The organism is Micromonospora sp. WMMD714 (assembly GCF_029581315.1).
In the GTDB taxonomy this organism is placed as follows: Bacteria; Actinomycetota; Actinomycetes; order Mycobacteriales; family Micromonosporaceae; genus Micromonospora; species Micromonospora rifamycinica.
On sequence record NZ_CP120744.1, the window covers coordinates 3,816,273 to 3,843,198 of the forward strand.

The 26,926-nt window shown below is 75.5% G+C and carries 6 protein-coding genes; 3 read left to right on the forward strand and 3 right to left on the reverse strand.

Annotated features, from left to right (window positions below):
* Nucleotides 1-23: 23 nt before the first annotated feature.
* From O7625_RS16850 to O7625_RS16860, 3 genes are all read right to left on the reverse strand, one after another.
* Nucleotides 24-953: an ACP S-malonyltransferase gene (locus tag O7625_RS16850; protein WP_282339800.1), complete on the reverse strand. Its 930-nt coding sequence runs from the start codon at nucleotides 951-953 to the stop codon at nucleotides 24-26.
* A gap of 68 nt (nucleotides 954-1,021) precedes the next feature.
* Nucleotides 1,022-2,278 (reverse strand): pyridoxal phosphate-dependent aminotransferase, encoded by a 1,257-nt coding sequence (locus O7625_RS16855; RefSeq protein WP_282339802.1) that lies wholly within the window; start codon nucleotides 2,276-2,278, stop codon nucleotides 1,022-1,024.
* A gap of 29 nt (nucleotides 2,279-2,307) precedes the next feature.
* Nucleotides 2,308-3,654 (reverse strand): lysine 2,3-aminomutase, encoded by a 1,347-nt coding sequence (locus O7625_RS16860; RefSeq protein ID WP_067314806.1) that lies wholly within the window; start codon nucleotides 3,652-3,654, stop codon nucleotides 2,308-2,310.
* Between the two features lie 365 nt (nucleotides 3,655-4,019).
* Between O7625_RS16860 and O7625_RS16865 the strand changes: the two genes are divergently transcribed.
* From O7625_RS16865 to O7625_RS16875, 3 genes are all read left to right on the forward strand, one after another.
* On the forward strand, nucleotides 4,020-5,207 hold the full coding sequence (locus O7625_RS16865) for a cytochrome P450 (protein ID WP_282339805.1): 1,188 nt from the start codon (nucleotides 4,020-4,022) through the stop codon (nucleotides 5,205-5,207).
* Nucleotides 5,204-5,440 (forward strand): ferredoxin, encoded by a 237-nt coding sequence (locus O7625_RS16870; RefSeq protein WP_067314812.1) that lies wholly within the window; start codon nucleotides 5,204-5,206, stop codon nucleotides 5,438-5,440. Before O7625_RS16865 ends, O7625_RS16870 begins: the two co-directional genes overlap by 4 nt.
* Nucleotides 5,441-5,590: 150 nt before the next feature.
* Nucleotides 5,591-26,902 carry a type I polyketide synthase gene (locus O7625_RS16875; RefSeq protein ID WP_282339809.1) on the forward strand — a complete coding sequence of 7,104 codons (21,312 nt, stop codon included), beginning with the start codon at nucleotides 5,591-5,593 and terminating at the stop codon, nucleotides 26,900-26,902.
* The last annotated feature ends 24 nt before the right edge of the window (nucleotides 26,903-26,926 follow it).

The window sequence follows — 26,926 nt, forward strand, 5'->3', positions numbered from 1 at the left end:
TCGTCCTCCGTGCTCTGCCGCGCTCAGGCGGCCACGGTGCGGCGGATCGGCCGCATCGCCCGCCGGGGGTCCACGATGGTGGTCCGGAAATTGCGGACGGTGGCGCCGACCCGGCCCCAGAGCCGGTCCGGCCCGCAGACGTGCACCGTCTCCACCCCGTGCCGCTGGAAGGTGGCGACCACCTCCGGCCAGCGCACCGGGGTGACGATCCCGTCGAGCAGCATGGCTCGGACGCCGTCGGCGGTGGTGCGGACCGTGCCGTCCTGGTCGGCGACGACCGGGATCTGCGGATCGGTGAAGCGCAGCGACCCGAACAGCTCCGCCTCCACCCGGTCACGCAGCGGCTGGAACGCGGCGGCGTGCAGCGGCGGGTCCATCACGTACAGCGGCAGCCCGCCGCCGGCCCGCAGCCGCTGCGTCAACCAGTCGGCGCGCTCCTCGTGCAGGGTCACCATCCAGAAGTCGGTGTCCACGTAGCAGGAGATCTCGTACCACTCGCCGGCCTCGTCCAGCTCGGCCAGGATCTCCCGCAGCCGCTCGCCCGGGGTGCGGACGAACGACATCGTCACCACGCCCCGCTGCTCGGCGGTGAAGTACTCCGTCTCGATCCGGGACAGCCGGGCGGTCATCCGGACCGCCTCGGCGAAGTCCAGCGCGCCGCTGAACACGGCGGCGGCCTTGCCCCCGAAGCTGGGGCCGGCGATCAGGTCCGGCCGCAGGTCCATGGTCCGCTCCGCCCAGCGGGCCAACGCCAGGCAGTTGACCAGGAAGGCCACCTGGGCGTACTCGGAGTAGTCGCTGTCGCTGTCGCGGTACCTGGCGAACAGGTCGTAGTCCAGGGCGTCGCTGGCGGCGGCGAGCAGCTCGCGGGCGTCCCGGTCGATGAGCATGAACTTCGCGACGTCGGCGAAGTCGCACGGACCCATCCCGGGAAAGACGATGGCGCTGGTCATCTGGGGGCGTCCTTGTCGTCGGGGCGGACCGGCCGGGGCGCGGTCGGCGGGGGAGCCGGGACGGGAGGTCACCGGGGGAGCTTGGCCAGGGCCTGCTCGATGCGGACCAGCGCGTCGGCGACGTGCGGGACGGCCAGCGGGTCGGCCGCGGTCTGGGTCTGCCGCTGCTGCTCCGGGGTGTCGCCGTAGAGCATGCTGGTCGCGGCGCGGAAGCGCAGCGCCTCCGGCCGGTCGCCGAAGTGGTGGCCGGAGAGCACCGCGACGCCCAGCTCCTCCAGCAGGTGGTGCTGCAACGACGCGCCGTCGGTGATGCCCTGCTCGGCCAGCGGCTCCCGCAGCGGCGCGAAGTCCGGGTAGACGTAGAACGCGCCGGTCGGCGGCCGGCAGGTGGCGCCCGCGTCCACCATGATCCGGTGCACCGCGCCGGCCACCGCGCCGTGCAGCGCGGCGTCCGCGGTCAGCCGCTCGCGGATCTCCGGCGGCTCGGCGAAGGCGTACCGGGCCACCGACTGCATCGGTCCGGCCAGGGTGGACCAGATCTCGCTGGCCACCGAGGCGACGTCGGCGCGGATCCGCTCGCCCCACCCGCCGGTCGGGAACCGGGCCGCCCCGATCCGCCAGCCGCCGAGCGCCAGGTTCTTGCTCAGCCCGGTGAGCACCACCGTCCGCCGGGGGGCGATCTCGGCCGGGGAGAGCAGGTCGCTGCCCGGGGTGTGCAGGATGTCCCGGTAGATCTCGTCCGAGACGATCAGCAGGTCCTCCTCCTCGGCGATCGCGCACAGCTCGCGGACCAGGTCGTCCGGGGCGTGCGTGCCGGTCGGGTTGTCCGGCGAGGTGAGCACCAGGATGCGCGGGTCGTGGCCGAGCACCCGGGCGGCGCGGACCGTCTCCCGCAGCGCCGCCGGGTCGGGAACCCCGCCGCAGGACTCCGGGATCGGCACCCCCAGCACGGTTTTGCCGGCCAGCCGGGCCTGCGGGGCGTAGGTGACCCAGCTCGGCGCGGCGACCAGGGTGTCCCCGCCGACCACCAGTTGCAGGGCCATCAGCAGCGGCTTGCTGCCCGGCGCGATGATCACCTGGTCCGCCTCGGTGGGCAGCCGGCGGCGGGAGAAGTACCCGGCGACCGCGTCCCGGGTGTCCGGGTCACCGACCACCGGCCCGTAGGCGTTGCGGTCGGCGCCCTCGGTCAGTGCCCGCCGCAGCGGCGCGAACACCGGGAGGCGGGACTCGCCGAAGCCCAGGTGCACGATGGACTCGCCCGCGGCGATCCGCTGCGCGACCAGCTGGTCGAGCGCGAGGTTGGGCGAGATCTTCCGGCCGGCCATCGCCAGCTCCCTTCGGGGTGGGTGGGTGTTCAGGTGGTGACGGCCGCGCCGGGGCGGGCCGCGCTGGGGCTGACCGCGGCGAGGACGTCCGCCGGGGCGCTCGGGTCGATCTCCAGGTCGCTCAGCCAGGCCGCGTCGGCCGACCAGCGGGCCCGGAACGGCCGGCCGACCAGCCGCCGGTCACGGGCCTGGATCAACCGGAGCTGGAAGAAGTCGCCGTCCGGGGTGCGCTCCACGCCGTCGACCAGCACCTTGCCGGGGGTGGCCGACATGACCGGTCCGCGCACCGTCCGGGCCAGACCGGGCAGATCCTGGTACGCGGTGCGGAAGATGTCGGCGGCCCGGGTCAGCGGCACCTGGAAGTAGTCCCGGGGGCCGGTGTCCCGCTCGACGAACATGTAGTACGGCACCGCGCCGACGGCCAGCTCGGCCCGCCACATCTCGCTCCAGGCGCGGGCGTCGTCGTTGACGTAGCGGATCAGCGGGGCCTGGCAGTAGACCACCGCCCCGGTCGACCGGATCCGGGCGATCGCCCGGCCGGCGACCTCGGTGGACAGCTCCCGGGGGTGGCTGAAGTGCGCCATCACCGCGACACTGCGGCCCGACGCCACCACCTGCTCGAAGAGCCGCAGCAGGTCGTCGGCGTCGCTGTCGGAGACGAACCGGTACGGCCAGTAGGCGACCGCCTTGGTGCCGAACCGGATGGTTCGCACGGTGTCCACCCGCAGCAGCGGCTCCACGTGGCTGCGCAGCCGCTCCGTCGACATGATCATCGGATCGCCCCCGGTGACCAGCACGTCGGTCACCGCCGGGTGCCGGTGCAGGTACGTCACCAACTGCTCCGGGCCGGGCGCGGCGAACCGCAGATCGGCGTCGCCGACGAACTGCGCCCAACGGAAGCAGTAGGTGCAGTAGGCGTGGCAGGTCTGGCCCTGCTGCGGGAAGTAGAGCACCGTCTCCCGGTACTTGTGCTGCATGCCCGGCAACTCCTGGCCGTCCAGGCTCGGCACGTTGTGCTGCTGCTGCCCGGACGGGTGCGGGTTGAGCCCGGCCCGGATCCGGGCCACCTCGCCGCGCAGCCCCTTGCGGTCGCCGGCGCGCAGCAGGTCGCCGAGGATCCGCTCGTCGTCGGCGGCGAGCATGCCGCGCTGCGGGAACACCAGCCGGAAGATCGGGTCGTCCGGGATGCGGTCCCAGTCGACCAGGTGCGACAGGACGTACTCGTTGACCCGGAACGGCAGCACCTGGGAAATGGTGCGGATCGCCTGCAGATTGTCGGCCGACAATCCGTACCGGGCACCGAGTTCGTCGATGTGGTGCGGCCCGAAGGAGTGGAACCGCCCCGGATCGGCGGTCGTGGAGACGAGCAGGGACATCAACCATCCTCCATGGGGGGTTGCGCCCACCGACGTGGCGTGAATCAATCACCGGTGCGCGCCCGCGAGAATCGCTCGACGGTCAACGGTCAACAGCGCGTTGCCTCGCCCACACGCTAGTGGCGACCGCTGCGCCCGGACCCCTAACGGCACCCCAGAGCCGCCCCTTAGCGGGGCCGGTAGGGGGCGGCTAGGGGCGTCGCGGGGGTGTAGGTGGATTTCCTTTCCTGATTACGTATCCCTCGCCTGGTCCGGCCGGCGCCCGGCGTGTCGCCCGGATACGCCGTACCGCACCGAGCGGCCGTGCAGACATCGACGCCAGCGCCCGATCCCGTGCGCCCGGTGCGAACCGAGGGAGTTGCCCCGTGACCATCGATCAGGAGATCCGCAAGTACCCGTTCAGCGAGTCACCCGGGATCGACATCGACCCGGCGTACGGGCTGCTGCGCAGCACCGAGCCGCTGGCCCGGGTGCAGCTCCCCTACGGCGAGGTGTCCTGGCTGGCCACCCGCTACGAGGACGTCAAGACCGTGCTGACCGACCCCCGGTTCAGCCGGGCCGCGGCGCAGGGCAAGGACCAGCCCCGCCTCCGCGAGGAGATGACCTACGAGGGCATCATCGGCCTCGACCCGCCGGACCACACCCGGCTGCGCAAGCTGGCCGGCAAGGCGCTGACCGCCCGCCGGGTCAACGAGATCCGCGCGGACGCGCAGCGGATCGCCAACGAGTACGTCGACGACATGATCGCCAAGGGTTCGCCCGGCGACCTGGTGGAGATGTTCGCGCTGCCCTTCCCGATCACGGTGATCTGCGAGCTGCTCGGCGTCCCGTTCGAGGACCGCGCCCAGTTCCGGATCTGGACCGAGGGGCTGACCAGCACCAGCGAGCAGCTCATGAGCTACGTCGAACAGCTCTTCGGCTACATGGGCAAGCTGGTCGCCCAGCGCCGCGAGCAGCCCACCGACGACCTGCTCGGCGCGCTGGTCAAGGCCCGTGACGAGGGCGACCGGCTGACCGAGCAGGAGCTGCTCTCGATCGCCGGGGTCGGGCTGCTGCTCACCGGCGTCGAGACGGTCTCCACGCACATCCCCAACTTCGTCTACGCGCTGCTCACCCACCCGGAGCTGATGGCGCAGCTGCGCGCCGACCGGAGCCTGGTGCCGGCGGCCGTGGAGGAGCTGCTGCGGATGATCCCGCTGAACCCGGCCGCCATGTTCCCCCGCTACGCGGTGGAGGACGTGGAGCTGAGCGGCGGCACCGTCCGCGCCGGCGAGCCGGTGCTGGTCTCCCTGCCCGGGGCCAACCGCGACCCGGAGGTCTTCGACAACCCGGAGACCTTCGACTTCACCCGCGAGCAGAACCCGCACGTCGCGTTCGGCCACGGCCCGCACCACTGCCTCGGCGCGCAGCTCGCCCGGATGGAACTCCAGGTGGCCCTGCACACCATCCTGGACCGCTTCCCCGAGCTGAGCCTGGCCGACGGTGACGCCGGGGTGTCGTGGAAGTCCGGTCTGCTGGTCCGGGGTCCGAACCGGCTGCTGGTGGCGTGGTGAGCGCGGTGGACACCCGCTGGACGGTGACCGTCGACCGGGACGCCTGCATCGGCACCGGGGTCTGCGCCGGCGCGGCCCCCCGCCAGATCGAGATCCGGGACGGCAAGGCGTCCGCCCTGGCCCCGCAGACCGAGCCCGACGAGGCGGTCATCGACGCCGCCGACATGTGCCCGATGTCCGCGATCACGGTCCGCGACGCCGCCTCCGGCGCGCTGCTCGCGCCCGAGGAGTGAACCACCGCCCCGACCGGTGAACCCCCACCGGTCGTCGTGAGGCCGCCGCGACCGGTCCCCCTACCGGTCGTGGCGGCCTCGCCGTGACCGGACGCCGAAAGCCGACACACCGAGCCGGGCGTCGAACCCGGAGACCTAGTGGAGCGTGCCATGAGCGAGTCCGTGAACCCCACCGGTGCCCAGCCCGACGCGCTGTCGGCACTGCGGCGGCGGCTGGAGGGCCGCACGGCCGACGAGCGGGACCGGGCGCTCACCGCCCTGGTCCGGGAGCAGGCCCGCGACGTGCTGCGGACCGTGCTGCCCGACGGCCCGGACGCGGTCGAGCCGGGCCGGCCCTTCCGCGACCTGGGCTTCGACTCGCTCGCCGCGGTCGAGCTGCACCGCCGGCTCACCGCCGCCACCGGCCTGGACCTGCCGGTCACCCTGGTCTTCGACCACCCGACGCCGCAGGCGGTCGGCCGGCTGCTGCGCGGCCTGCTCGGCGGGGACGCCGCCCCCGCCCCGGCCGTCGCGCCGTCGCGCCGGCCCACCGCCGACGACGAGCCGATCGCGGTGGTCGGCATCGGCTGCCGCTACCCCGGGCACAGCACCTCCGCCGACGACCTGTGGCGGCTGGTCTTCGAGGGCCGGCACGTGATCACCGACTTCCCGACCGACCGGGACTGGGACACCGAGGGGCTGTACGACCCGGACCCGGGCAAGCCCGGCAAGACCTACGTCCGCCAGGGCGGCTTCCTGGAGGGCGCGGCCGAGTTCGACGCGGAGTTCTTCGGCATCAGCCCGCGCGAGGCGATGACGATGGACCCGCAGCAGCGGCTGGTGCTGGAGACCGCCTGGGAGGCGCTGGAGGACGCCGGCATCGACTCGGCATCGCTGCGCGGCAGCCAGACCGGCGTCTTCATCGGCGCCGAGCCGCAGGAGTACGGCCCCCGGCTGCACGAGGCCCCGGAGGGCCTGGACGGCTACCTGCTCACCGGCAACGCGCCGAGCGTGGTGTCCGGCCGGCTCGCCTACACCTTCGGCTTCGAGGGGCCGACGCTGACCGTGGACACCGCCTGCTCGGGTTCCCTGGTCGCCCTGCACCTGGCCTGCCAGGCCGTCCAGCGGGGGGAGTGCACCACCGCGCTCGCCGGTGGGGTCGCGGTGATGGTGCACCCGGGCGCGTTCACCGCGTTCAGCCGGCAGCGGGGTCTCGCCCCGGACGGCCTGTGCAAGCCGTTCGCGGCGGCGGCCGACGGCACCGGCTGGGCCGAGGGCGTCGGCATCCTGGTGCTGGAGCGGCTCTCCGACGCCGTTCGTAACGGCCACCGGGTGCTCGGGGTGATCCGCGGGTCGGCGATCAACCAGGACGGCGCGTCCAACGGGTTGACCGCCCCGAACGGGCCGTCCCAGCAGCGGGTGATCCTGTCCGCGCTGGCGTCGGCCGGGCTGGCCCCCACTGACGTCGACCTGGTCGAGGCGCACGGCACCGGCACCCGGCTCGGCGACCCGATCGAGGCGCAGGCGATCATCGCCACCTACGGCCGGGACCGCCCCGCCGACCGGCCGCTCTGGCTCGGCTCGCTGAAGTCCAACATCGGCCACTCGCAGGCCGCCGCCGGTGTCGCCGGTGTGATCAAGGTGCTGATGGCGATGCGGCACCGGGTGCTGCCGCGCACCCTGCACGTCGACGCGCCCACCCCCAACGTCGACTGGTCCGCCGGGACCGTCGCCCTGCTCACCGAGGCGCGGCCGTGGGACGACCCGGGCCACCCGCGCCGGGCCGGTGTCTCCTCGTTCGGGGTCAGCGGCACCAACGCGCACGTCATCGTGGAGGAGCCGCCGGCCGTCGCCGACGAGGCCGTCGCCGCCGTGCCGCAGCAGCCCGGCGGGGTGCTGCCGGTGGTGCTCTCCGCCCGCAACGAGGCGGCGCTGCGCGACCAGGCCGCCGCGCTGCTCGCCGTCGTGGACACCGACGGGGACGCCCCGGAGCTGCTGGACGTCGCGTACTCGCTGGCCACCACCCGGACCGCGCTGGAGCACCGGGCGGTGCTGGTGGCCGGGGACCGGGCCGGCGTGGCCCGGGACCTCGCCGCCCTCGCCGACGGCGGCGGCCCGTCCGGCGTACACCTCGGGCCGGCCACCGGTGGCGGGCTCGGCTTCCTGTTCACCGGCCAGGGCAGCCAGCGACTCGGCGCCGGCCGGCAGCTGTACCGCAGCCACCCGGTCTACGCCGCCGCGTTCGACGACGCCTGCGGCTGGCTGGACCTGCAACTGGACGTGCCGCTGGCCGACGTCCTGTTCGCCGAGCCCGGCACCGCCGAGGCGGCCCTGCTCGACCAGACCGCCTACACCCAGTGCGCGCTGTTCGCCGTGGAGGTCGCCCAGTTCCGGCTGCTGGAGTCCTGGGGGATCCGGCCCGACCTGCTCGCCGGGCACTCGATCGGTGAGCTGGCCGCCGCCCACGTCGCCGGGGTGCTCTCGCTGGAGGACGCGGCGCTCCTGGTCGCCGCGCGCGGCCGGCTCATGCAGCAGCTCCCCGCCGGGGGTGCGATGGTCTCGGTGCAGGCCACCGAGGAGCAGGTCCGCCCGCTGCTCGCCGGCCGCGAGGCGCAGGCGGGCCTGGCGGCGGTGAACGGCCCGACCTCGGTGGTGCTCTCCGGGGACGAGGACGCCGTGCTGGAGATCGCCGCCGCCCTCGCCGCCGCCGGGCACCGGACGAAGCGGCTGCGGGTCAGCCACGCCTTCCACTCGCCGCTGATGACCCCGATGCTCGCCGAGTTCGACCGGCTCGCCCAGGTGCTCAGCTACCGTCCGCCGACCATCCCGATCGTCTCCACGGTGACCGGTCGGCCGGTGCTCTCCGGTGAGCTGTGCGACCCCGGGTACTGGGTGCGGCACGTCCGCGACAGCGTCCGGTTCGCCGACGCGGTGCGGGCGATGGCCGACGAGGGGGTCGGCACCTTCCTCGAACTCGGACCGGCCGGTGTGCTCTCCGCGATGGGTCCGGCCTGCCTGGGCGAGGACGCCGACGCCGCCTTCGTCCCGCTGCTGCGCCCCGACCAGGACGAGGAGACCGGTGTCGTCGCCGCCGTCGCCCACGCCCACGTGCGCGGGGTGCCGGTGGACTGGGCGGCGTTCTTCGCCGGGCGGGGCGCCCGCCGGGTGGCGCTGCCCACGTACCGGTTCCAGCGTCGCCGGTTCTGGATGTCCTCCGGCGGGGGCAGCGCCGACGCGACCGGCTTCGGTCAGCTCGCCGCCGGCCACCCGCTGGTCGGCGCGGTGGTCGGGCTGGCCGGCGGTGACGGGATGGTGCTCACCGGTCGGGTGTCGCTGCGCAGCCACCCGTGGCTGGCCGACCACACCATCTCCGGGGTGGCGCTGCTGCCCGGCACCGCCTTCGTCGAGCTGGCCGTGCGGGCCGGCGACCAGGTCGGCTGCCCCACGGTGGAGGAGCTGACCCTCCAGGCCCCGCTGGCGCTGGACGAGCGCGGTGTGGCCCTCCAGGTGGTCGTCGGGGTCGCCGACCCGACCGGCCGTTGCCCGGTGGCCGTCTACTCCCGCCCCGACGGGGCCGACCCGGACGGGCAGCTCTGGACCCGGCACGTCAGCGGCTTCCTCGCCCCGCAGGCCGCCGACGCCGGGCAGCCGCTCACCGAGTGGCCGCCGCGCGACGCCCGGCCGGTCGACCTGGCCGGCGTCTACGCCGAGCTGGCCGGTCAGGGCTACGGCTACGGCCCGGTGTTCCAGGGGCTCAAGGCCGTCTGGCGACGCGGCCCCGAGGTGTACGCGGAGGTCGCGCTCCCCGCCGACAGCCGGGCCGAGGCGGCCCGCTTCGGCCTGCACCCGGCGGTGCTGGACGCCGCGCTGCACGCCATCGACGCGGCCCGCCGGGGGGAGCCCGCCGACGGCGAGGTGCGTATCCCGTTCGCCTGGAACGACGTCACCCTGCACGCCGCCGGTGCGGCCGAGGTGCGGGTCCGGATCGCCCCGGCCGCCGGGGACAGCGTGTCGGTGACCCTCGCCGACACCACCGGCGCACCGGTCGCCTCGGTGCGCTCCTTCGTCTCCCGGCCGGTCTCGACCGCGCAGCTCACCGCTGCCCGGGGCGGCTACCACGAGCGGCTGTTCCGGCTGGAGTGGACGACGTTGGGCCACCGGCCCGCCCCGGCGGGCACCCCCCGCTGGGTGGTGCTCGGCGACGAGCGGATCGGCACGGCGATCCGGCACGCCGACCCGGCCGCGTTGGGCGCGGCGATCGACGCCGGTGCCACCGCCCCGGAGTGGGCGTTCGTCGGCGTCACCACCGGTGACGTGCGGGCCGCCACCGCCGACGCGTTGGCGCTGCTCCAGCAGTGGCTGGCCGACGCGCGGCTGGCCGGCACCCGGCTGGTCTTCGTCAGCCGGGTCGACGACCTCGCCGCCGAGGCGGTCCGGGGTCTGGTCCGGGCCGCGCAGACGGAGAACCCGGACCGGTTCGTCACCGTCCAGCTCACCGACGCACCGACGTCGTTGCTGGCCGCCGCCCTGGCCACCGGCGAACCGGAACTGCGGCTACGCGACGGCGGGATCAGTGTGCCCCGGCTCGCCCGGGTCGCCGTCGCCCCGCCCTCCCTGCCCAGCTCCGACGCGGCCCTGTCGGGCTCCGACACCGCCCCGAAGGACGCCGACGCCGACGCCGGCACCGGCACCGCCACCAGCTGGCCGACCGACGGCACGGTGCTGGTCACCGGCGGCACCGGCGGGCTCGGCGCGCACGTCGCCCGGCACCTGGCCGGCCGGCACGGCGTACGCCATCTGTTGTTGACCAGTCGCAGCGGCCCGGCGGCGACCGGTGTGGCGGCGCTGCGCGCGGAGCTGGAGGCAGCGGGCGCGAGCGTCGAGGTGGCCGCCTGCGACGCCGCCGACGCCGACGCGTTGGCCGCGCTGCTCGCCGCCGTCCCGGCCGACCGGCCGCTGCGGGCCGTGGTGCACGCCGCCGGCATCGTCGACGACGGCACGATCGGCTCGCTCACCCCGGACCGGCTCGACGCGGTGCTGCGGGCCAAGCTGGACGGCGCGCTGCACCTGGACGCGCTGACCCGCGACGCCGACCTGACCGCCTTCGTGCTCTTCTCTTCCCTGGCCAGCCTGCTCGACTGTGCCGGGCAGGGCAACTACGCCGCCGCGAACGCCACCCTCAACGCGCTGGCCGTCGCCCGCCGGGCCGCCGGGCTACCCGCCGTCGCGCTCACCTGGGGGCTGTGGACCGGTGACAGCGGGATGGGCGGCAAGCTGGACGCCGCCGCGTTGCAGCGGATCGAACGCTCCGGTATGCCCGGCCTCACCCCGGCGGAGAACCTGGCCCTGCTCGACGCGGCGCTCGGCGTCGACGAGCCGGTGCTCGCCCCGGTCCGGGTCGACCTGACCGCGCTGCGCAACCGGCCGGACGGGGTGCCGGCGCTGCTGCGCGGCCTGGTGCCGCTGCCGGCACGGCGCAGCGCCCAGGCGGCCGGCCCGGCGGACGCGACGCAGGGGCTGGCCCGGCAGTTCGCCACGATCAGCCCGGCCGAACGGGACCGGTTCACCCTCGACCTGGTCCGCGAGCACGTCGCCGCCGTGCTCGGGCACGACGGCGCGGACGCGATCGAGCCGCGCCGGGCCTTCAACGAGCTGGGCTTCGACTCGCTGGCCGCGGTGGAGCTGCGCAACCGGCTCAAGGCGGCCACCGGGCTGCGGCTGCCGGCGACCCTGGCGTTCGACTACCCGACCCCGGCGGCGCTGGCCGAGTTCGTGGTCGCCACCGTGCTGGGCTCCGGCGCGGACGTGACGACGTCGGAACCCGCGCCGACCCCGTTCACCCAGGAACCGATCGCGATCGTCTCGATGAGCTGCCGCTTCCCCGGCGGGGTGAGCACCCCGGAGCAGCTCTGGACGCTGCTGGAGAGCGGCACCGACGCGGTCTCGGGCTTCCCGGCCGACCGGGGCTGGGACCTGGCCGGCATGTACGACCCGGAGCCCGGCAAGCCCGGCAGGACGTACTCGATGGAGGGGGGTTTCCTCTACGACGCGGCCGACTTCGACGCGGAGTTCTTCGGGATCAGCCCGCGCGAGGCGACGGCGATGGACCCGCAGCAGCGGTTGATGCTGGAGACCTCGTGGGAGGTGCTGGAGCGGGCCGGGATCGACCCGACCTCGCTCAAGGGCAGCCCGACCGGTGTCTTCGCGGGCGTCATGTACCACGACTACGCGCTGCGGCTGCACCAGGTGCCCGACGAGCTGGCCGGCTACCTGGGCAACGGCAGCCTCGCCAGCATCGTCTCCGGCCGGGTGGCCTACACCCTCGGGTTGGAGGGGCCGGCGGTGTCGATCGACACGGCGTGCTCGTCGTCGCTGGTGGCGATCCATCTGGCGGTGCAGGCGCTGCGGGCCGGGGAGTGTTCGCTGGCGCTGGCCGGCGGCGTCACCGTGATGGCCACTCCGGACACCTTCCTCGACTTCAGCCTCCAACGCGGTCTGGCCAGGGACGGCCGGTCGAAGTCCTTCGCCGCCGGGGCCGACGGCACCGGCTGGGGCGAGGGGGCCGGCATGCTGCTGTTGGAGCGGCTCTCCGACGCCGAGCGGCACGGCCATCAGGTGCTGGCGGTGATCCGGGGTTCGGCGACGAACCAGGACGGCGCGTCGAACGGGTTGACCGCGCCGAACGGTCCGTCGCAGCAGCGGGTGATCCGGCAGGCCCTGGCCTCGGCCGGCGGCATCCCGGCGACCGAGGTGGACGTGGTGGAGGCGCACGGCACCGGCACGGCGCTCGGTGACCCGATCGAGGCGCAGGCGTTGTTGGCGACCTACGGGCAGGGGCGGTCGGGGGACCGTCCGTTGTGGTTGGGGTCGATCAAGTCCAACATCGGGCACACCCAGGGCGCGGCCGGCGTGGCCGGCGTGATCAAGATGGTGCTCGCGATGCGCAACGACCTGCTGCCGCGCACCCTGCACGCCGACGAGCCGTCGCCGCAGATCGACTGGTCGGCGGGGGAGGTGCGGCTGCTCAACGAGCCGCAGCGGTGGCCGGAGCTGGACCGGCCGCGGCGGGCCGGGGTGTCGTCGTTCGGGATCAGCGGCACCAACGCGCACGTCATCCTCGAACAGGCCGCCCCGACGGCGGAACCGCCGGCCGACACCCCCGAGCCGGTCGTCCCGGCGGTGCTGCCGTGGCTGCTGTCCGCCCGGTCGGTGGAGGCGCTGCGGGCGCAGGCGGACCGGATCGCCGGCACGGACGCGGACCTCGACGTGGCGTACTCGCTGGCGGTGACGCGGGCCGCGCTGGAACGCCGGGCCGTCGTGGTGGCCGCCACCGGCGCGGACGCGCTCCGTGCCCTGCGCTGCGTGGCGGACGGGACCGACACGGCCGACGTGGTGTACGGGTCGCCGTCGGCCGGGAAGCTGGCCGTGCTGTTCACGGGCCAGGGCGCGCAGCGCCGGGGGATGGGCCGCGAGCTGGCGGCGGCGTACCCGGCCTTCGCGGAGGCGTTCGCGCAGGTGTGCGCGGAGCTGGACCCGAAGCTCGACCGGCCGTTGCGGGAGGTGCTGTACGAGCAGCCCGAGGCCGGCGACACCGCCCTGGTGGACCAGACGGTCTACAGCCAGGCCGCGTTGTTCGCCGTCGAGGTGGCGTTGTTCCGGCTGCTGGAGTCGTGGGGGATCCGGCCCGACCTGGTGGCCGGGCACTCGATCGGCGAGGTGACGGCGGCCCACGTGGCCGGGGTGCTGTCGTTGGCCGACGCGGCGACCCTGGTGGCGGCGCGTGGCCGGCTGATGCAGTCGATGCGGCAGGACGGCGCGATGGTCGCCGTCGAGGCGTCCGAGGCGGAGGTGCGTGCGGCACTGGACGGCCTGGAGGCGCGGGCGGGCATCGCGGCGGTGAACGGCCCCCGGGCGGTGGTCGTCTCCGGCGACGCCGACGTGGTGGAGTCGGTCGCGGCGGAGCTGCGCGAGCGGGGACGGCGGACCAAGCGGCTGCGGGTGAGCCACGCCTTCCACTCGCCGCACATGGGACCGATGCTGACGGAGTTCCACGAGGTCCTCGCCGGTCTGACCTACGACCGGCCGCAGCTGCCGGTGGTGTCCAACGTGACCGGTGCGTTGGCGGACCCGGAGGAGCTGCGCGACCCGGGTTACTGGGTGCGGCACGTCCGGGAGGCGGTGCGGTTCGGCGACGGGGTGGCCGCCCTGGAGGCGGCCGGGGTCACCACGTTCCTGGAGGTCGGCCCGGACGCGGTGCTCACCGCGATGGGCCGGGACTGCGTGACCGACGAGGACGCGGTGACGCTGGTGCCGGTGCTGCGGGCCGGCCGGGACGAGCCGACGACCCTGCTGACCGCCCTGGCGACCCTGCACACCCGGGGTGTCGCGGTGGACTGGCGGGCCTGGTTCGCGCCCACCGGCGCCCGGGGCACCGAGCTGCCCACCTACCCGTTCCAGCGCCGCCGCTACTGGATCAACGCGACCAGCGCGGCGACCGACGTGGCGTCGGTGGGTCTCGGGGCGGCGGGCCACCCGCTGTGGGGCGCGTCGGTGTCCATGGCCGAGTCGGGTGAGGTGCTCTTCACCGGCCGGTTCTCGGTGGACGACCACCCGTGGCTGGCCGACCACGCGGTCGCCGGCACGGTGCTGCTGCCCGGCACCGGCTTCGTCGAGCTGGTGCTGCACGCCGGTGAGCACGTGGGGCTGCGGCACCTCGAGGAGCTGACCCTGCACGCCCCGCTGCCGCTGACCGGCGGCGGCGCGGTGCAGGTGCAGCTGTTGACGACGGCCGACGACGGGGCACGCCGACGTACCGTCACCGTGCACTCCCGTCCCGAGCACGCCGACCCGGACCTGCCGTGGACCCGGCACGCCACCGCCGTGCTCACCGACCCGCCAGCCGCTCCCGCCGTCGACCTGACGGCCTGGCCGCCGCCGAGCGCGGTGCCCGTGCCGGTGACCGGGTTCTACGACGACCTGGTGGCACAGGGGTACGAGTACGGCCCGGTCTTCCAGGGCGTGCAGGCCGTCTGGCGGGCCGGCGAGACGGTGTACGCGGAGGTGTCGTTGCCGGCGGAGGCGCACGCCGACGCGGCGCGTTTCGGGCTGCACCCGGCGCTGCTGGACGCGGCGCTGCACGTGGTGGGGATCGGCGAGGAGGCGTCGGCGGACCGGCCGCCGTCGGTGCCGTTCGCCTGGACGGACGTCACGCTGCACGCCACCGGTGCGACCGCGCTGCGGGTCCGGGTCACCCCGGCGGGCACTGACGCGGTGTCGCTGCACCTGGCCGATCCGACGGGTGCGCCGGTGGCCGAGGTCGGTGCGCTGGTGTCCCGGCCGGTGCAGCTCGCCGCCGTGGACGCCCCCGACGGCAACCTCTACCGGGTCGACTGGACGCCGGTGCCGGTGACCGCCGCCCCGGCCACCTCCTGGGCCTACCTGGAGGAGCTGGCCGACGAGGCCCCGGAGCTGGTGCTCACCCGCCTCGCCGACCCGTCGGCCGCCTCGGCCGACGTCGAGTCGGCGTCGCGGGCCACCGTGGCGGCGGTGCTCGGCCTGCTCCAGCGCTGGCTGGCCGACCCCCGGTCGACCGAGTCCCGGCTGGTGGTGCTGACCAGCGGTGCGGCCGATGGCGTCACCGACCTGGTCCAGGCCCCGGTGTGGGGTCTGGTCCGGGCCGCGCAGGCGGAGAATCCCGGCCAGTTCGTGCTGGTCGACGCCGCCCCGGAGACTCCGGTCGAGCAGATCGTGGCGGCGGTCGGCACCGGCGAGCCGGAGCTGTCGGTGCGCGACGGGCAGGTACGGGTGCCGCGGCTGGTCCGCGCCGCCCCCGGCGGGACCGGGTGGCGGGCGCGCGGGCCGGTCCTGGTGACCGGCGGCACCGGCGTGCTGGGCTCGCTGGTCGCCCGGCACCTGGTCACCGCGCACGGTGTCCGGGACCTGGTGCTGGTCTCCCGGCGCGGACCGGACGCCCCGGGGGCCGCCCGGCTGCGTGAGGAGCTGGCCGGGCTCGGCGCCGCCGTCGAGGTGGTCGCCTGCGACCTGGCCGACCGGGACGCCGTGGCCGCCCTGGTCGACGGGATCCCCGGGCTGGCGGCGGTGGTGCACACCTCCGGCGTCCTCGACGACGGGTTGACGACCTCGCTGACCGTGGCGCAGCTCGACGGCGTCTGGCGGGCGAAGGCCACCCCGGCCTGGCACCTGCACGAGCTGACCCGGGACCGGGACCTGACGGCGTTCGTCCTGTTCTCCTCGGCCGCCGGGGTGGTGGACGGTTCCGGGCAGGGCAACTACGCCGCGGCCAACGTGTTCCTCGACGCTCTCGCCGAGCACCGGCGCGGGCTCGGTCTCGCGGCGACCGCGCTGGCGTGGGGGCTGTGGGAGGAGCGCAGCGGGATGACCGCGCACCTCGGCGAGGCCGACCTGGCCCGGATGGCCCGCTCCGGCATCCTGCCCATCAGCTCCGCGCAGGGCTTGGCCCTGCTGGACGCGACGGTCGACGCCGACGAGCCGGTGTTCGTGCCGGTCCGGTTGGACACCGCCGCGCTGCGTGCCCAGGGCCGGCAGCTGCCGTCGCTGTTCCGGGGGCTGGTCCGGCTGCCGGCCCGGCGGGCCGCCGAGGCGGGCGCGACGCCGGCCGGCGGATCGGCGCTGCAGCGGCGGCTGGCCGGGCTGACCGACACCGAGCAGCGGCACCTGCTGCTCGACCTGGTCCGGGTGGACGTGACCGCGGTCCTCGGCCACGACAGCCCCGCCAGCGTGGAACCCACCCGTGCGTTCCGGGAGATCGGCTTCGACTCGCTGGCCGCGGTGGAGCTGCGCAACCGGCTGAACACCGCGACCGGGCTGCGGCTGCCGGCCAGCCTGGTCTTCGACTACCCGAACCCGACCGCGCTCGCCGACTACCTGCACACCCGGCTGCTCGGGGCGGCCACCCCGGTCGCGGCGACCGTCGCCACCGCGGTCGCCGACGACGAGCCGGTCGCCATCGTCGCGATGAGCTGCCGCTATCCCGGGGGCGTGCGTACCCCCGAGGAGCTGTGGCAGCTCCTCGTCGACGGCGGCGACGCGATCACCCCGTTCCCCACCGACCGGGGCTGGGACCTGGACAACCTCTACGACCCGGAGCCCGGCAAGCCCGGCAAGACGTACTCGATGGAGGCCGGCTTCCTCTACGACGCGGCCGACTTCGACCCGGACTTCTTCGGGATCAGCCCGCGCGAGGCGGTCGCGATGGACCCGCAGCAGCGGCTGCTGCTGGAGACCTCGTGGGAGGCGCTGGAGCGGGCCGGGATCGACCCGACCTCGCTGCGCGGCAGCCTCACCGGGGTCTTCGCCGGGGTGATGTACCACGACTACGCCAGCCGGTTGCCGGAGGTCCCCGAGGACCTGGTCGGCTACCTGGGCAACGGCAGCATGGCCAGCGTGGCCTCGGGCCGGATCTCGTACACCCTGGGGTTGGAGGGGCCGGCGGTCAGCGTCGACACAGCGTGCTCGTCGTCGCTGGTGGCGATCCACCTGGCCGTGCAGGCGTTGCGGTCGGGGGAGTGCTCGCTGGCGCTGGCCGGCGGCGTCACCGTGATGTCCGCCCCGGACACCTTCGTCGAGTTCAGCCTCCAGCGTGGCCTGGCGGCCGACAGCCGGGTCAAGTCCTTCGCGGCCGGAGCCGACGGCACCGTGATGTCCGAGGGTGTCGGCATGCTGCTGCTGGAGCGGCTCTCCGACGCCGAGCGGCACGGTCACCACGTGCTGGCGGTGATCCGGGGTTCGGCGATCAACCAGGACGGCGCGTCCAACGGGTTGACCGCGCCGAACGGTCCGTCGCAGCAGCGGGTGATCCGGCAGGCCCTCGCGGCGGCCGGCGGCATCCCGGCCACCGAGGTGGACGTGGTGGAGGCGCACGGCACCGGCACCAGCCTCGGCGACCCGATCGAGGCGCAGGCCCTGCTGGCGACCTACGGGCAGGACCGGTCGGCGGACCGGCCGTTGTGGTTGGGGTCGATCAAGTCCAACATCGGGCACACCCAGGGCGCGGCCGGTGTGGCCGGCGTGATCAAGATGGTGTTGGCGATGCGGAACGGTCTGTTGCCGCGGACGTTGCACGCCGAGGAGCCGTCGCCGCAGATCGACTGGTCGGCGGGGGAGGTTCGGCTGCTCAACGAGCCGCGGCAGTGGCCGGAGTCGGACCGTCCGCGGCGGGCCGGGGTGTCGTCGTTCGGGATCAGCGGCACCAACGCGCACGTCATCCTCGAACAGGCGTCCCCGGTGGAAGAGTCACCGGCCGACACCCCCGAGCCGGCGGTCCTGCCCTGGGTGCTGTCGGCCCGCACCGACCAGGCGCTGCGGGAGCAGGCCGCCCGGGTGGCGGCCGTGGCCGCCGACGAGGGCGCACGGGCCGGTGACCTGGCGTACGCGCTGGCGACCGGGCGGGCGGTGCTCGACCGGCGGACGGTGCTGGTCGGCGACCGGGCCGACTTCGTCGCCGGGGCACGGGCGTTCGCCGAGGACGGCGTCGCCCCCGGCGTGCTCCGGGGCGGCACCGTCTTCGTCTTCCCCGGCCAGGGCTCGCAGTGGCTGGGCATGGCGGTGGAGCTGATGGACTCGTCGCCGGTGTTCGCCGAGCGGATCGCCGAGTGCGGCGCAGCCCTGTCCGAGTTCGTGCAGTGGCGGCTGACCGACGTGTTGCGGGGAGTCGCCGGTGCGCCGTCGATGGACCGGGTGGACGTGGTGCAGCCGGTGCTGTGGGCGGTGATGGTGTCGCTGGCCGGGCTGTGGCGTTCGTACGGCGTGCGGCCGGACGCGGTGATCGGCCACTCGCAGGGCGAGATCGCCGCCGCCGTGGTGGCGGGCGGTCTGTCGTTGCGGGACGGCGCGGCGGTGGTGGCGTTGCGGAGTCTGGCGATCGCGGAGGAGCTGGCGGGCCGGGGCGCGATGGCCTCGGTCGGCCTGCCCGAGCGGCTGGTGGCCGAGCGGCTGGCCGGCTACGCCGGGCGGATCTCCGTCGCCACCGTCAACGGCACCTCCTCGGTCGTCGTCTCCGGCGACCCCGACGCGGTCGACGACCTGGTCGCCGCCCTCACCGCCGAGGGCGTCCGGGCCAAGCGGGTCAACGTCGACTACGCCTCGCACTCCGCCCAGGTGGAGCGGATCGAGCAGCGGCTGCTCGACGTCCTCGCCGGGATCACCCCCCGCGCCGCCAGCGTGCCGTTCTACTCGACGGTCAGCGCGGGTGTCCTCGACACCGCCGGGCTGGACGCCCGGTACTGGTACACGAACCTGCGGCAGACGGTCCGCTTCGAGGAGACCACCCGGGTGCTGCTCGGCGCGGGCATGCGGGTGTTCCTGGAGTGCAGCGCCCACCCGGTGCTGACCATGGGGATCGAGGAGACCGCCGCCGACGCGGGCGTCGAGGTCGCCGCGGTCGGCTCGCTGCGCCGGGACGAGGGGGGCCTGCGCCGGTGGCTGACCTCGCTGGGCGAGGCGTTCACCCGGGGCGTGGCGGTGGACTGGTCGCCAGTGCTGCCGGCGCGTCCCCGTGGCGAGGTGCCGCTGCCCACCTACCCGTTCCAGCGCCGCCGGTACTGGATCGACGCCGTCGGCGGCACCGCCGACCTGGCCTCGGCCGGGCTCGGCTCCGCCGGCCACCCGCTCTGGGGCGCGGCGGTCGGCATGGCCTCCTCCGGCGAGGTGCTCTTCACCGGCCGGATCTCCCTGGACACCCACCCGTGGCTGGCCGACCACGCCGTCAACGGCACGGTGCTGCTGCCCGGCACGGCCTTCGTCGAGCTGGTGCTGCACGCCGGTGACCACGCCGACGTCGGCCACCTCGACGAGCTGACCCTGCACGCCCCGCTGGTGCTGCCCGAGCGGGGGGCCGTCCAGGTGCAGCTCCTGCTGGGCGCCCCCGACGACGACGGCCGGCGCACGGTCACCGTGCACTCCCGGCCGGAGCACACCGGGGGCTGGATCCGGCACGCCACCGGCATCCTCTCCGCCGACGACCCCGGGGCCGCGTTCGACCTGACCGCCTGGCCGCCGCCGGGTGCCGTGCCGGTACCGGTCGCCGGCCTCTACGACGACCTGGTGGCCCAGGGCTACGAGTACGGCCCGGTGTTCCAGGGCGTGCAGGCGGCCTGGCGGGTCGGTGACGTGGTGTACGCCGAGGTGGCGCTGCCGGAGGAGGCGCACGCGGAGGCGGGCCGCTTCGGTCTGCACCCCGCGTTGCTGGACGCCGCCCTGCACGCGGTGGGCCTCGGCGAGCCGGTGCCCGCCGGTCGGCCGCCGTACCTGCCGTTCGCCTGGACCGGGGTGACCCTGCACGCCACCGGCGCGACCGCGCTGCGGGTGCGGATCACCGCCGCCGGGCCGGAGACCGCCACCCTGCACCTCGCCGACGTGCACGGTGCCCCGGTGGCCGTCGTCGGCGCGCTCGTCTCCCGTCCGGTCCAGCTCACCGCCGCCGGCCCGACCGAGGGCGACCTCTACCGGGTCGACTGGACGACCGTCCCCACCGGCACCGCCACCGAGTCGTGGGGCTACCTCGAAGGGATCGGCCTGGGCGTCCCCGACGTGGTGCTCGCCCCGCTCACCCCGGCCGGCGACGACCCCGACCGGTCCGCCGCCGCCCACCGGGCCACGGCGGAGACGCTGGCCCTGCTCCAGTCCTGGCTCGCCGATCCGGCGCAGGCCGCCGCCCGGCTGGTGGTGGTCACCCACGGTGCCGTCGACGGCGGCACCGACCTCGCCCACGCCCCGGTGTGGGGTCTGGTACGGGCCGCGCAGGCGGAGAACCCGGGCCAGTTCGTGCTGGTGGACGCGGATCCGGAGACCCCGGTGGAGGAGATCCTGGCCGCCGTGGGCACCGGTGAGCCGGAGCTGTCGCTGCGGGACGGGCAGGTCCGGGTGCCCCGCCTGGTCCGGGCGGCCGGTGCCGACGGGACCTGGCGGGCCGAGGGTCCGGTGCTGGTGACCGGTGGCACCGGCGTGCTCGGCGCGCTGGTGGCCCGGCATCTCGTCGCCGGGCACGGGGTCCGGGACCTGGTGCTGGTGTCGCGGCGGGGGCTGGCCGCCCCCGGCGCGGTCGAGCTGCGCGACGAGTTGACCGCGCTCGGCGCGGACGTCGAGGTGGCCGCCTGCGACCTGGCCGACCGGGCGGCCGTCGCCGCCCTGCTGGACGGCATCCCCACCCTGGCCGCCGTGGTGCACACCACCGGCGTGCTGGACGACGGGCTGCTGGCCACGCTGACCCCGGCGCAGCTCGACGCGGTCTGGCGGGCCAAGGCCACCGCGGCCTGGCACCTGCACGACCTCACCCGCGACCGGGAGCTGTCCGCGTTCGTGCTGTTCTCCTCCGCCGCCGGGGTGCTCGACGGGGCCGGGCAGGGCAACTACGCCGCCGCCAACGTCTTCCTCGACGCCCTCGCCGGGCACCGGCGGGCGCTCGGCCTGCCGGCGGTCTCGCTGGCCTGGGGCTTCTGGGAGCAGCGCAGCGGGATGACCGCGCACCTCGGGGAGGCGGACGTGGCCCGGATGGCCCGTTCCGGCGTCCTGCCGATCGCCTCGGAGCAGGGCCTGGCGCTGCTCGACGCGGCGGTCGCCGCCGACGCGCCGGTGCTGGTGCCGGTCCGGTTGGACACCGCCGCGCTGCGGGCCCAGGGCCAGCAGTTGCCGGCGCTGTTCCGGGGGCTGGTCCGGCTGCCCGCCCGGCGGACGGCGGCCACCGGGGGTGCCCCGGCCACCGGCTCCGGCCTGCACCGGCAGCTCGCCGCCCTCGGCCCGGACGACCAGCACCGGATGCTGCTCGACCTGGTCCGGGCCGCCGTCGCGGCGGTCCTCGGCCACGACAGCGGCACCGCCGTCGACCCGGCCCGGGCGTTCAAGGAACTCGGGTTCGACTCGCTCGCCGCCGTCGAGCTGCGCAACCGGCTGAACACCGCGACCGGGCTGCGGCTGCCGGCCACCCTGGTCTTCGACTACCCGAACCCGACCGCGCTCGCCGACCACCTGCACGAGACGGTCGTCGGTGGCCCGGTCGACGTGGTACGGGCCGACGCCCCCCGCCCGGTGGCCGACGAGCCGATCGCGATCGTCGCGATGAGCTGCCGCTTCCCCGGTGGGGTACGCAGCCCGGAGGACCTGTGGCAGCTCCTGCTCGACGGGGCGGACGCCATCTCGCCGTTCCCCACCGACCGGGGCTGGGACCTCGACGCCCTGTACGACCCGGAGCCCGGCAGGCCCGGCCGGACGTACTCGACGCAGGGTGGTTTCCTCTACGACGCGGCCGACTTCGACCCGGACTTCTTCGGGATCAGCCCGCGCGAGGCGACCGCGATGGACCCGCAGCAGCGGCTGCTGCTGGAGAGCTCGTGGGAGGCGTTGGAGCGGGCGGGCATCGACCCGTTGTCGCTCAAGGGCAGCCCGACCGGCGTCTTCACCGGCGTCATGTACCACGACTACGGCAGCCGGCTGCCGTCCGTACCGGACGAGCTGGCCGGTTACCTGAGCAACGGCAGCATGTCCAGTGTGGCGTCCGGCCGGATCTCGTACACCCTGGGGCTGGAGGGGCCGGCGGTCAGCGTCGACACCGCCTGCTCGTCGTCGCTGGTCGCCATCCACCTGGCCGTGCAGGCGCTGCGGTCGGGGGAGTGCTCGCTGGCGCTGGCGGGCGGGGTGACGGTGATGTCCACCCCGGCCACCTTCGTCGAGTTCAGTCTCCAGCGCGGACTCTCCGCCGCCGGGCGGTGCCGGTCGTTCGCGGCCGGCGCGGACGGCACGACGATGTCCGAGGGCGTCGGCATGCTGCTGCTGGAGCGGCTCTCCGACGCCGAACGGCACGGTCACCGGGTGCTCGCGGTGGTCCGGGGTTCGGCGGTCAACCAGGACGGCGCGTCCAACGGGTTGACTGCGCCGAACGGCCCGTCGCAGCAGCGGGTGATCCGGCAGGCGCTGGCCGCCGCGGACGTCCCCGCCGACCAGGTCGACCTGGTGGAGGCGCACGGGACCGGCACCACGCTGGGCGACCCGATCGAGGCGCAGGCCCTGCTGGCCACCTACGGCCAGGGCCGGTCGACGGACCGGCCGTTGTGGCTCGGCTCGGTGAAGTCGAACATCGGGCACACCCAGGGCGCGGCCGGGGTGGCCGGGGTGATCAAGGCGGTGTTGGCGATGCGCCACGACCTGCTGCCCCGCACGTTGCACGTGGACGAGCCGTCGCCACAGGTGGACTGGTCGGCCGGGGAGGTGCGGCTGCTCACCGAGCCGCAGCGGTGGCCGGAGCTGGACCGGCCGCGGCGGGCCGGGGTGTCGTCGTTCGGCATCAGCGGCACCAACGCGCACGTCATCCTCGAACAGGCACCCCGGGTGACGGAACCGCCGGCCGAGAACCCCGCGACCGTCGCCCCGCCGGTGCTGCCGTGGCTGCTGTCCGCGCGGTCGGCGGAGGCGCTGCGGGTCCAGGCCGGCCTGGTCGCCGACACCGGTGCCGACCTCGACGTGGCGTACTCGCTGGCCACCACCCGGGCGGCGTTGGAACGTCGGGCCGTCGTGGTGGCCGCCGAGGGCCAGGACGCGCTGCGCGCCCTGCGGGACCTGGCCCGGGGCGGCGACCCCGCCGAGGTGGTCCGGGGCACGCCGTCGGCCGGCAAGCTCGCCATGCTCTTCACCGGTCAGGGCGCCCAGCGCCTCGGCATGGGCCGCGAGCTGGCCGCCGCGTACCCGGCGTTCGCCGAGGCGTTCGAGGAGGTCAGCGCGCACCTGGACGCGAAGCTGGACCGTCCGCTGCGCGAGGTGCTCTACACCGAGCCGGACGTCGCCGACGCGGCCCTGCTCGACCAGACCGTCTACAGCCAGGGTGCGCTGTTCGCCATCGAGGTGGCGCTGTTCCGCCTGCTCGACTCGTGGGGGATCCGGCCCGACCTGGTCGCCGGGCACTCCATCGGCGAGGTCGCCGCGGCCCACGTGGCCGGGGTGATGTCGTTGGCCGACGCCGCCACCCTGGTGACCGCGCGGGGCCGGCTGATGCAGGGCATGCGCGAGGACGGCGCGATGGTGGCCGTCGAGGCGTCCGAGGCGGAGGTACGCCGGGAGCTGGCCGGACGCGAGGCGGAGCTGGGCATCGCCGCGGTCAACGGACCGCACGCGGTGGTGATCTCCGGTGACCACGACGCGGTGGGCGCGATCGCCGACGGCTGGCGGGCCAGGGGACGCCGGACCAAGCGGCTGCGGGTCAGCCACGCGTTCCACTCCCCGCACATGGAGCCGATGCTGGCCGAGTTCCACCGGATCCTCTCCGGCCTGGCCTTCGCCCCGCCGCGGGTGCCGGTGGTCTCCAACCTGACCGGCCGGCTCGCCGACCCCGACGAGATCTGCGACCCGGGGTACTGGGTGCGGCACGTCCGGGAGGCGGTCCGGTTCGGCGACGGCATCGCCACCCTGGAGGCTGCCGGCGTCACCACGTACCTGGAGGTCGGCCCGGACGCGGTGCTGACCGCGATGGGCCGGGACTGCGTCACCGACACCGACCGGGCCGCCCTGGTGCCGGTGCTGCGGGGCGGCCGGGACGAGGCGGCGACCCTGCTGACCGCCCTCGCCACCCTGCACACCCGGGGTGTCCCGGTGGACTGGCGGGCCTGGTTCGCGCCCACCGGCGCCCGGGTCACCGCACTGCCGACGTACCCGTTCCAGCGGCGTCGACTCTGGCTGGACGCCCCGGCGGGCGGTGGCGACGTGCCGGGCCTCGGCCAGCGTCCGGCGGCCCACCCGCTGCTCGGCGCGGTGGTCGGCCTGGCCGACGCCGACGGCACCGTGCTGACCGGCCGGCTCTCGCTGCGGACCCACCCGTGGCTGGCCGACCACGCCCTCGCCGGGACGGTGCTGCTGCCCGGGACGGCGTTCGTGGAACTCGCCGTGCGCGCCGGTGACCAGGTCGGCTGCTCCCTGGTGGAGGAGCTGACCCTGCAGGCCCCGCTGACCGTCCCGGAGCGGGGCGGGGTGGACCTCCAGGTGGTGGTCGGGTCGCCCGACGAGTCGGGACGGTGCCCGGTCACCGTGCACTCCCGCCCGGCCGACGGGGTCGACGGGTGGACCCGGCACGCCACCGGCGTGCTGGCCCCGGTGGCCCCCGCCGCGCCGGCCGCGCCCGTCGGGGACACCTGGCCGCCGGCCGGTGCCACCCCGGTCGACCTGGACGGCCGCTACGACCGGCTGGCCGAGGCCGGATACCACTACGGCCCGCTGTTCCAGGGGCTGCGGGCCGCCTGGCGACAGGGCGACGAGGTGTACGCCGAGGTGGCGCTCCCCGAGGACGCCTGGTCCTCGGCCGGGCGGTTCGGCCTGCACCCGGCGCTCTTCGACGCCGTGCTGCACGCCCTGGACCTCGCCGAGCCGGACCGGCCCGACGAGGGCCGGCTCGAGGTGCCGTTCGCCTGGCGCGGGGTCGCCCTGCACGCCACCGGCGCGACGGCGCTGCGGGTCCGGCTGACCCGGACCGGCCCGGAGGAGATCGCCTTCGAGCTGGCCGACGCCGACGGCGCTCCGGTCGCCTCGGTCGCCTCGCTGGTGGTCCGGCCGCTCGCCGCCGACCAGCTCGGCCCGGCCGGCACCGCCCACCGTTCCGCGCTCTACCAGGTCGTCTGGACCCCGGTGCCGACCCCGCCGGCCGGGCCGACCGACCGTACGGTGGTGCTCGGCGAGACGGACCTGGGCCTCGGGGTGCCCCACCATCCGGATCTCGTCGCGCTGGCGGCCGAGGTCGGGCGGACCGGGGTCGCGCCGCAGACCGTCGTGGTGCCCTGGCGGGCGGCGGGGGACTCGACGGTGCCGGCGACCACCGGGGCGCTGGAGCTGCTCCAGCGGTGGCTCGCCGACGACCGGTTCACCGGGGCGCGGCTGGTGCTGGTGACCACCCGTGTGGTCGCCACGGGCGAGGGCGAGGACGTGCCCCGGCCGGTGGACGCCACGGTCTGGGGCCTGGTCCGGGCCGCCCAGGAGGAGAGTCCGGGCCGGTTCGTCCTGGTCGACGTGGACGGCGCGGATCCGGCGGGGCTGCGTGCGGCGCTCGCCGCCGCTGCCGAGCCACAGCTCGCGGTACGCCCCGGCGGGCTGCTCGCGCCCCGGCTCGCGCCGCTGCCGGTGCCCGCCGGTGAGCTGCCCGCCGGCCCGGATCCGGACGGCACCGTGCTGGTCACCGGCGGCACCGGCGGGCTGGGCCGGCTGGTCGCCGAGCACGCCGTGACCCGGCACGGGGTACGGCGGCTGCTGCTGGTCAGCCGGCGTGGCCCGGCCGCGCCCGGGGCGGACGAGCTGGTCGCCAAGCTGTCGGCGGCCGGTGCGCAGGTGACGGTGGTCGCCTGCGACCTGGCCGACCGGTCGGCGGTGGCGGACCTGCTCGACGCGGTGCCCGCCGCGCACCCGCTGACCGGGGTGGTGCACGCCGCCGGGGTGCTCGACGACGGTCTGCTGCCGGCGCTCACCGGCGAGCGGTTGGCGGCGGTCCTGGCCGCCAAGGCGGAGGCCGCGCGTCACCTGCACGAACTCACCCTGCACCTGCCGTTGCGCTGGTTCGTGCTGTTCTCCTCGGCGGCGGCCACGCTGGGTGGCGCCGGTCAGGCCAACTACACCGCCGCCAACGCCTACCTGGACGCCCTCGCCCAGCACCGCCGGGCGCACGGGCTGGTGGGCACCTCGTTGGCCTGGGGCCTGTGGGCCGAGTCGGGCAGTGGGATGACCGGTCACCTGGGCGAGGCGGACCTGCGCCGGATGGCCCGGTCCGGGGTGACCGCGCTGTCCACCGTGGACGCGCTGGCGCTGTTCGACGCGACCACCCGGCCGGTCCCGGCCCTGGCGCTCCCGGTCCGTCTCGACCTGGCCGCGATCCGGGCCCGGAGCGAGGGGGTGCCGCCGTTGCTGCGCGGCCTGGTGCGCGCCCCGGCGCGGCGGGCGGCGGGCGGCCCGGCGGCCGGGGAACGGTCGCTGGCCGACCGGCTCGCCGGCCTGCCGGCGGAGGAGGCCGACCGGCTGGTCACCGAGCTGGTGCGGGGGCAGGCGGCCGAGGTGCTCGGTCATGCCCGTCCACACGTGGTCGACATGGACAAGGGGTTCCTGGAGCTGGGGTTCGACTCGCTGGCCGCCGTGGAGTTCCGGAACAGTCTCGGTGCGGCCACCGGCCTGCGGCTGTCCGCGACGCTCATCTACGACCACCCCAGTCCGGCGGCGGTGGCCCGGTTCGTGCGGACGGAGCTGACCGGTGACCTGCCGGCCGCCCCGTCGCTGGAGGCCGAGCTGGCCCGGCTGGAGGCGCTGCTGGACGGCACCGTGCCGGACGAGGCGGAGCGGGGCCGGATCTCCGTCCGGCTCCAGGGGCTGGTGGCCCGGTGGAACACGGCGTACGGCGCGGCGGCGGTGGAGCCGGCCGCCCGGGACCTGGCATCGGTCTCCGCCGACGAGTTGTTCGACATCCTCGACGACGAACTGGAGGCATCGGACTGACCTGCCTCCGTCGGGCCGGCCCGG

Coding starts and splice junctions, on each gene's coding strand:
- O7625_RS16850 (WP_282339800.1), bottom strand. CDS start 953: ATGACCAGCGCCATCGTCTTTCCCGGGATGGGTCCGTGCGACTTCGCC.
- O7625_RS16855 (WP_282339802.1), bottom strand. CDS start 2,278: ATGGCCGGCCGGAAGATCTCGCCCAACCTCGCGCTCGACCAGCTGGTC.
- O7625_RS16860 (WP_067314806.1), bottom strand. CDS start 3,654: ATGTCCCTGCTCGTCTCCACGACCGCCGATCCGGGGCGGTTCCACTCC.
- O7625_RS16875 (WP_282339809.1), top strand. CDS start 5,591: ATGAGCGAGTCCGTGAACCCCACCGGTGCCCAGCCCGACGCGCTGTCG.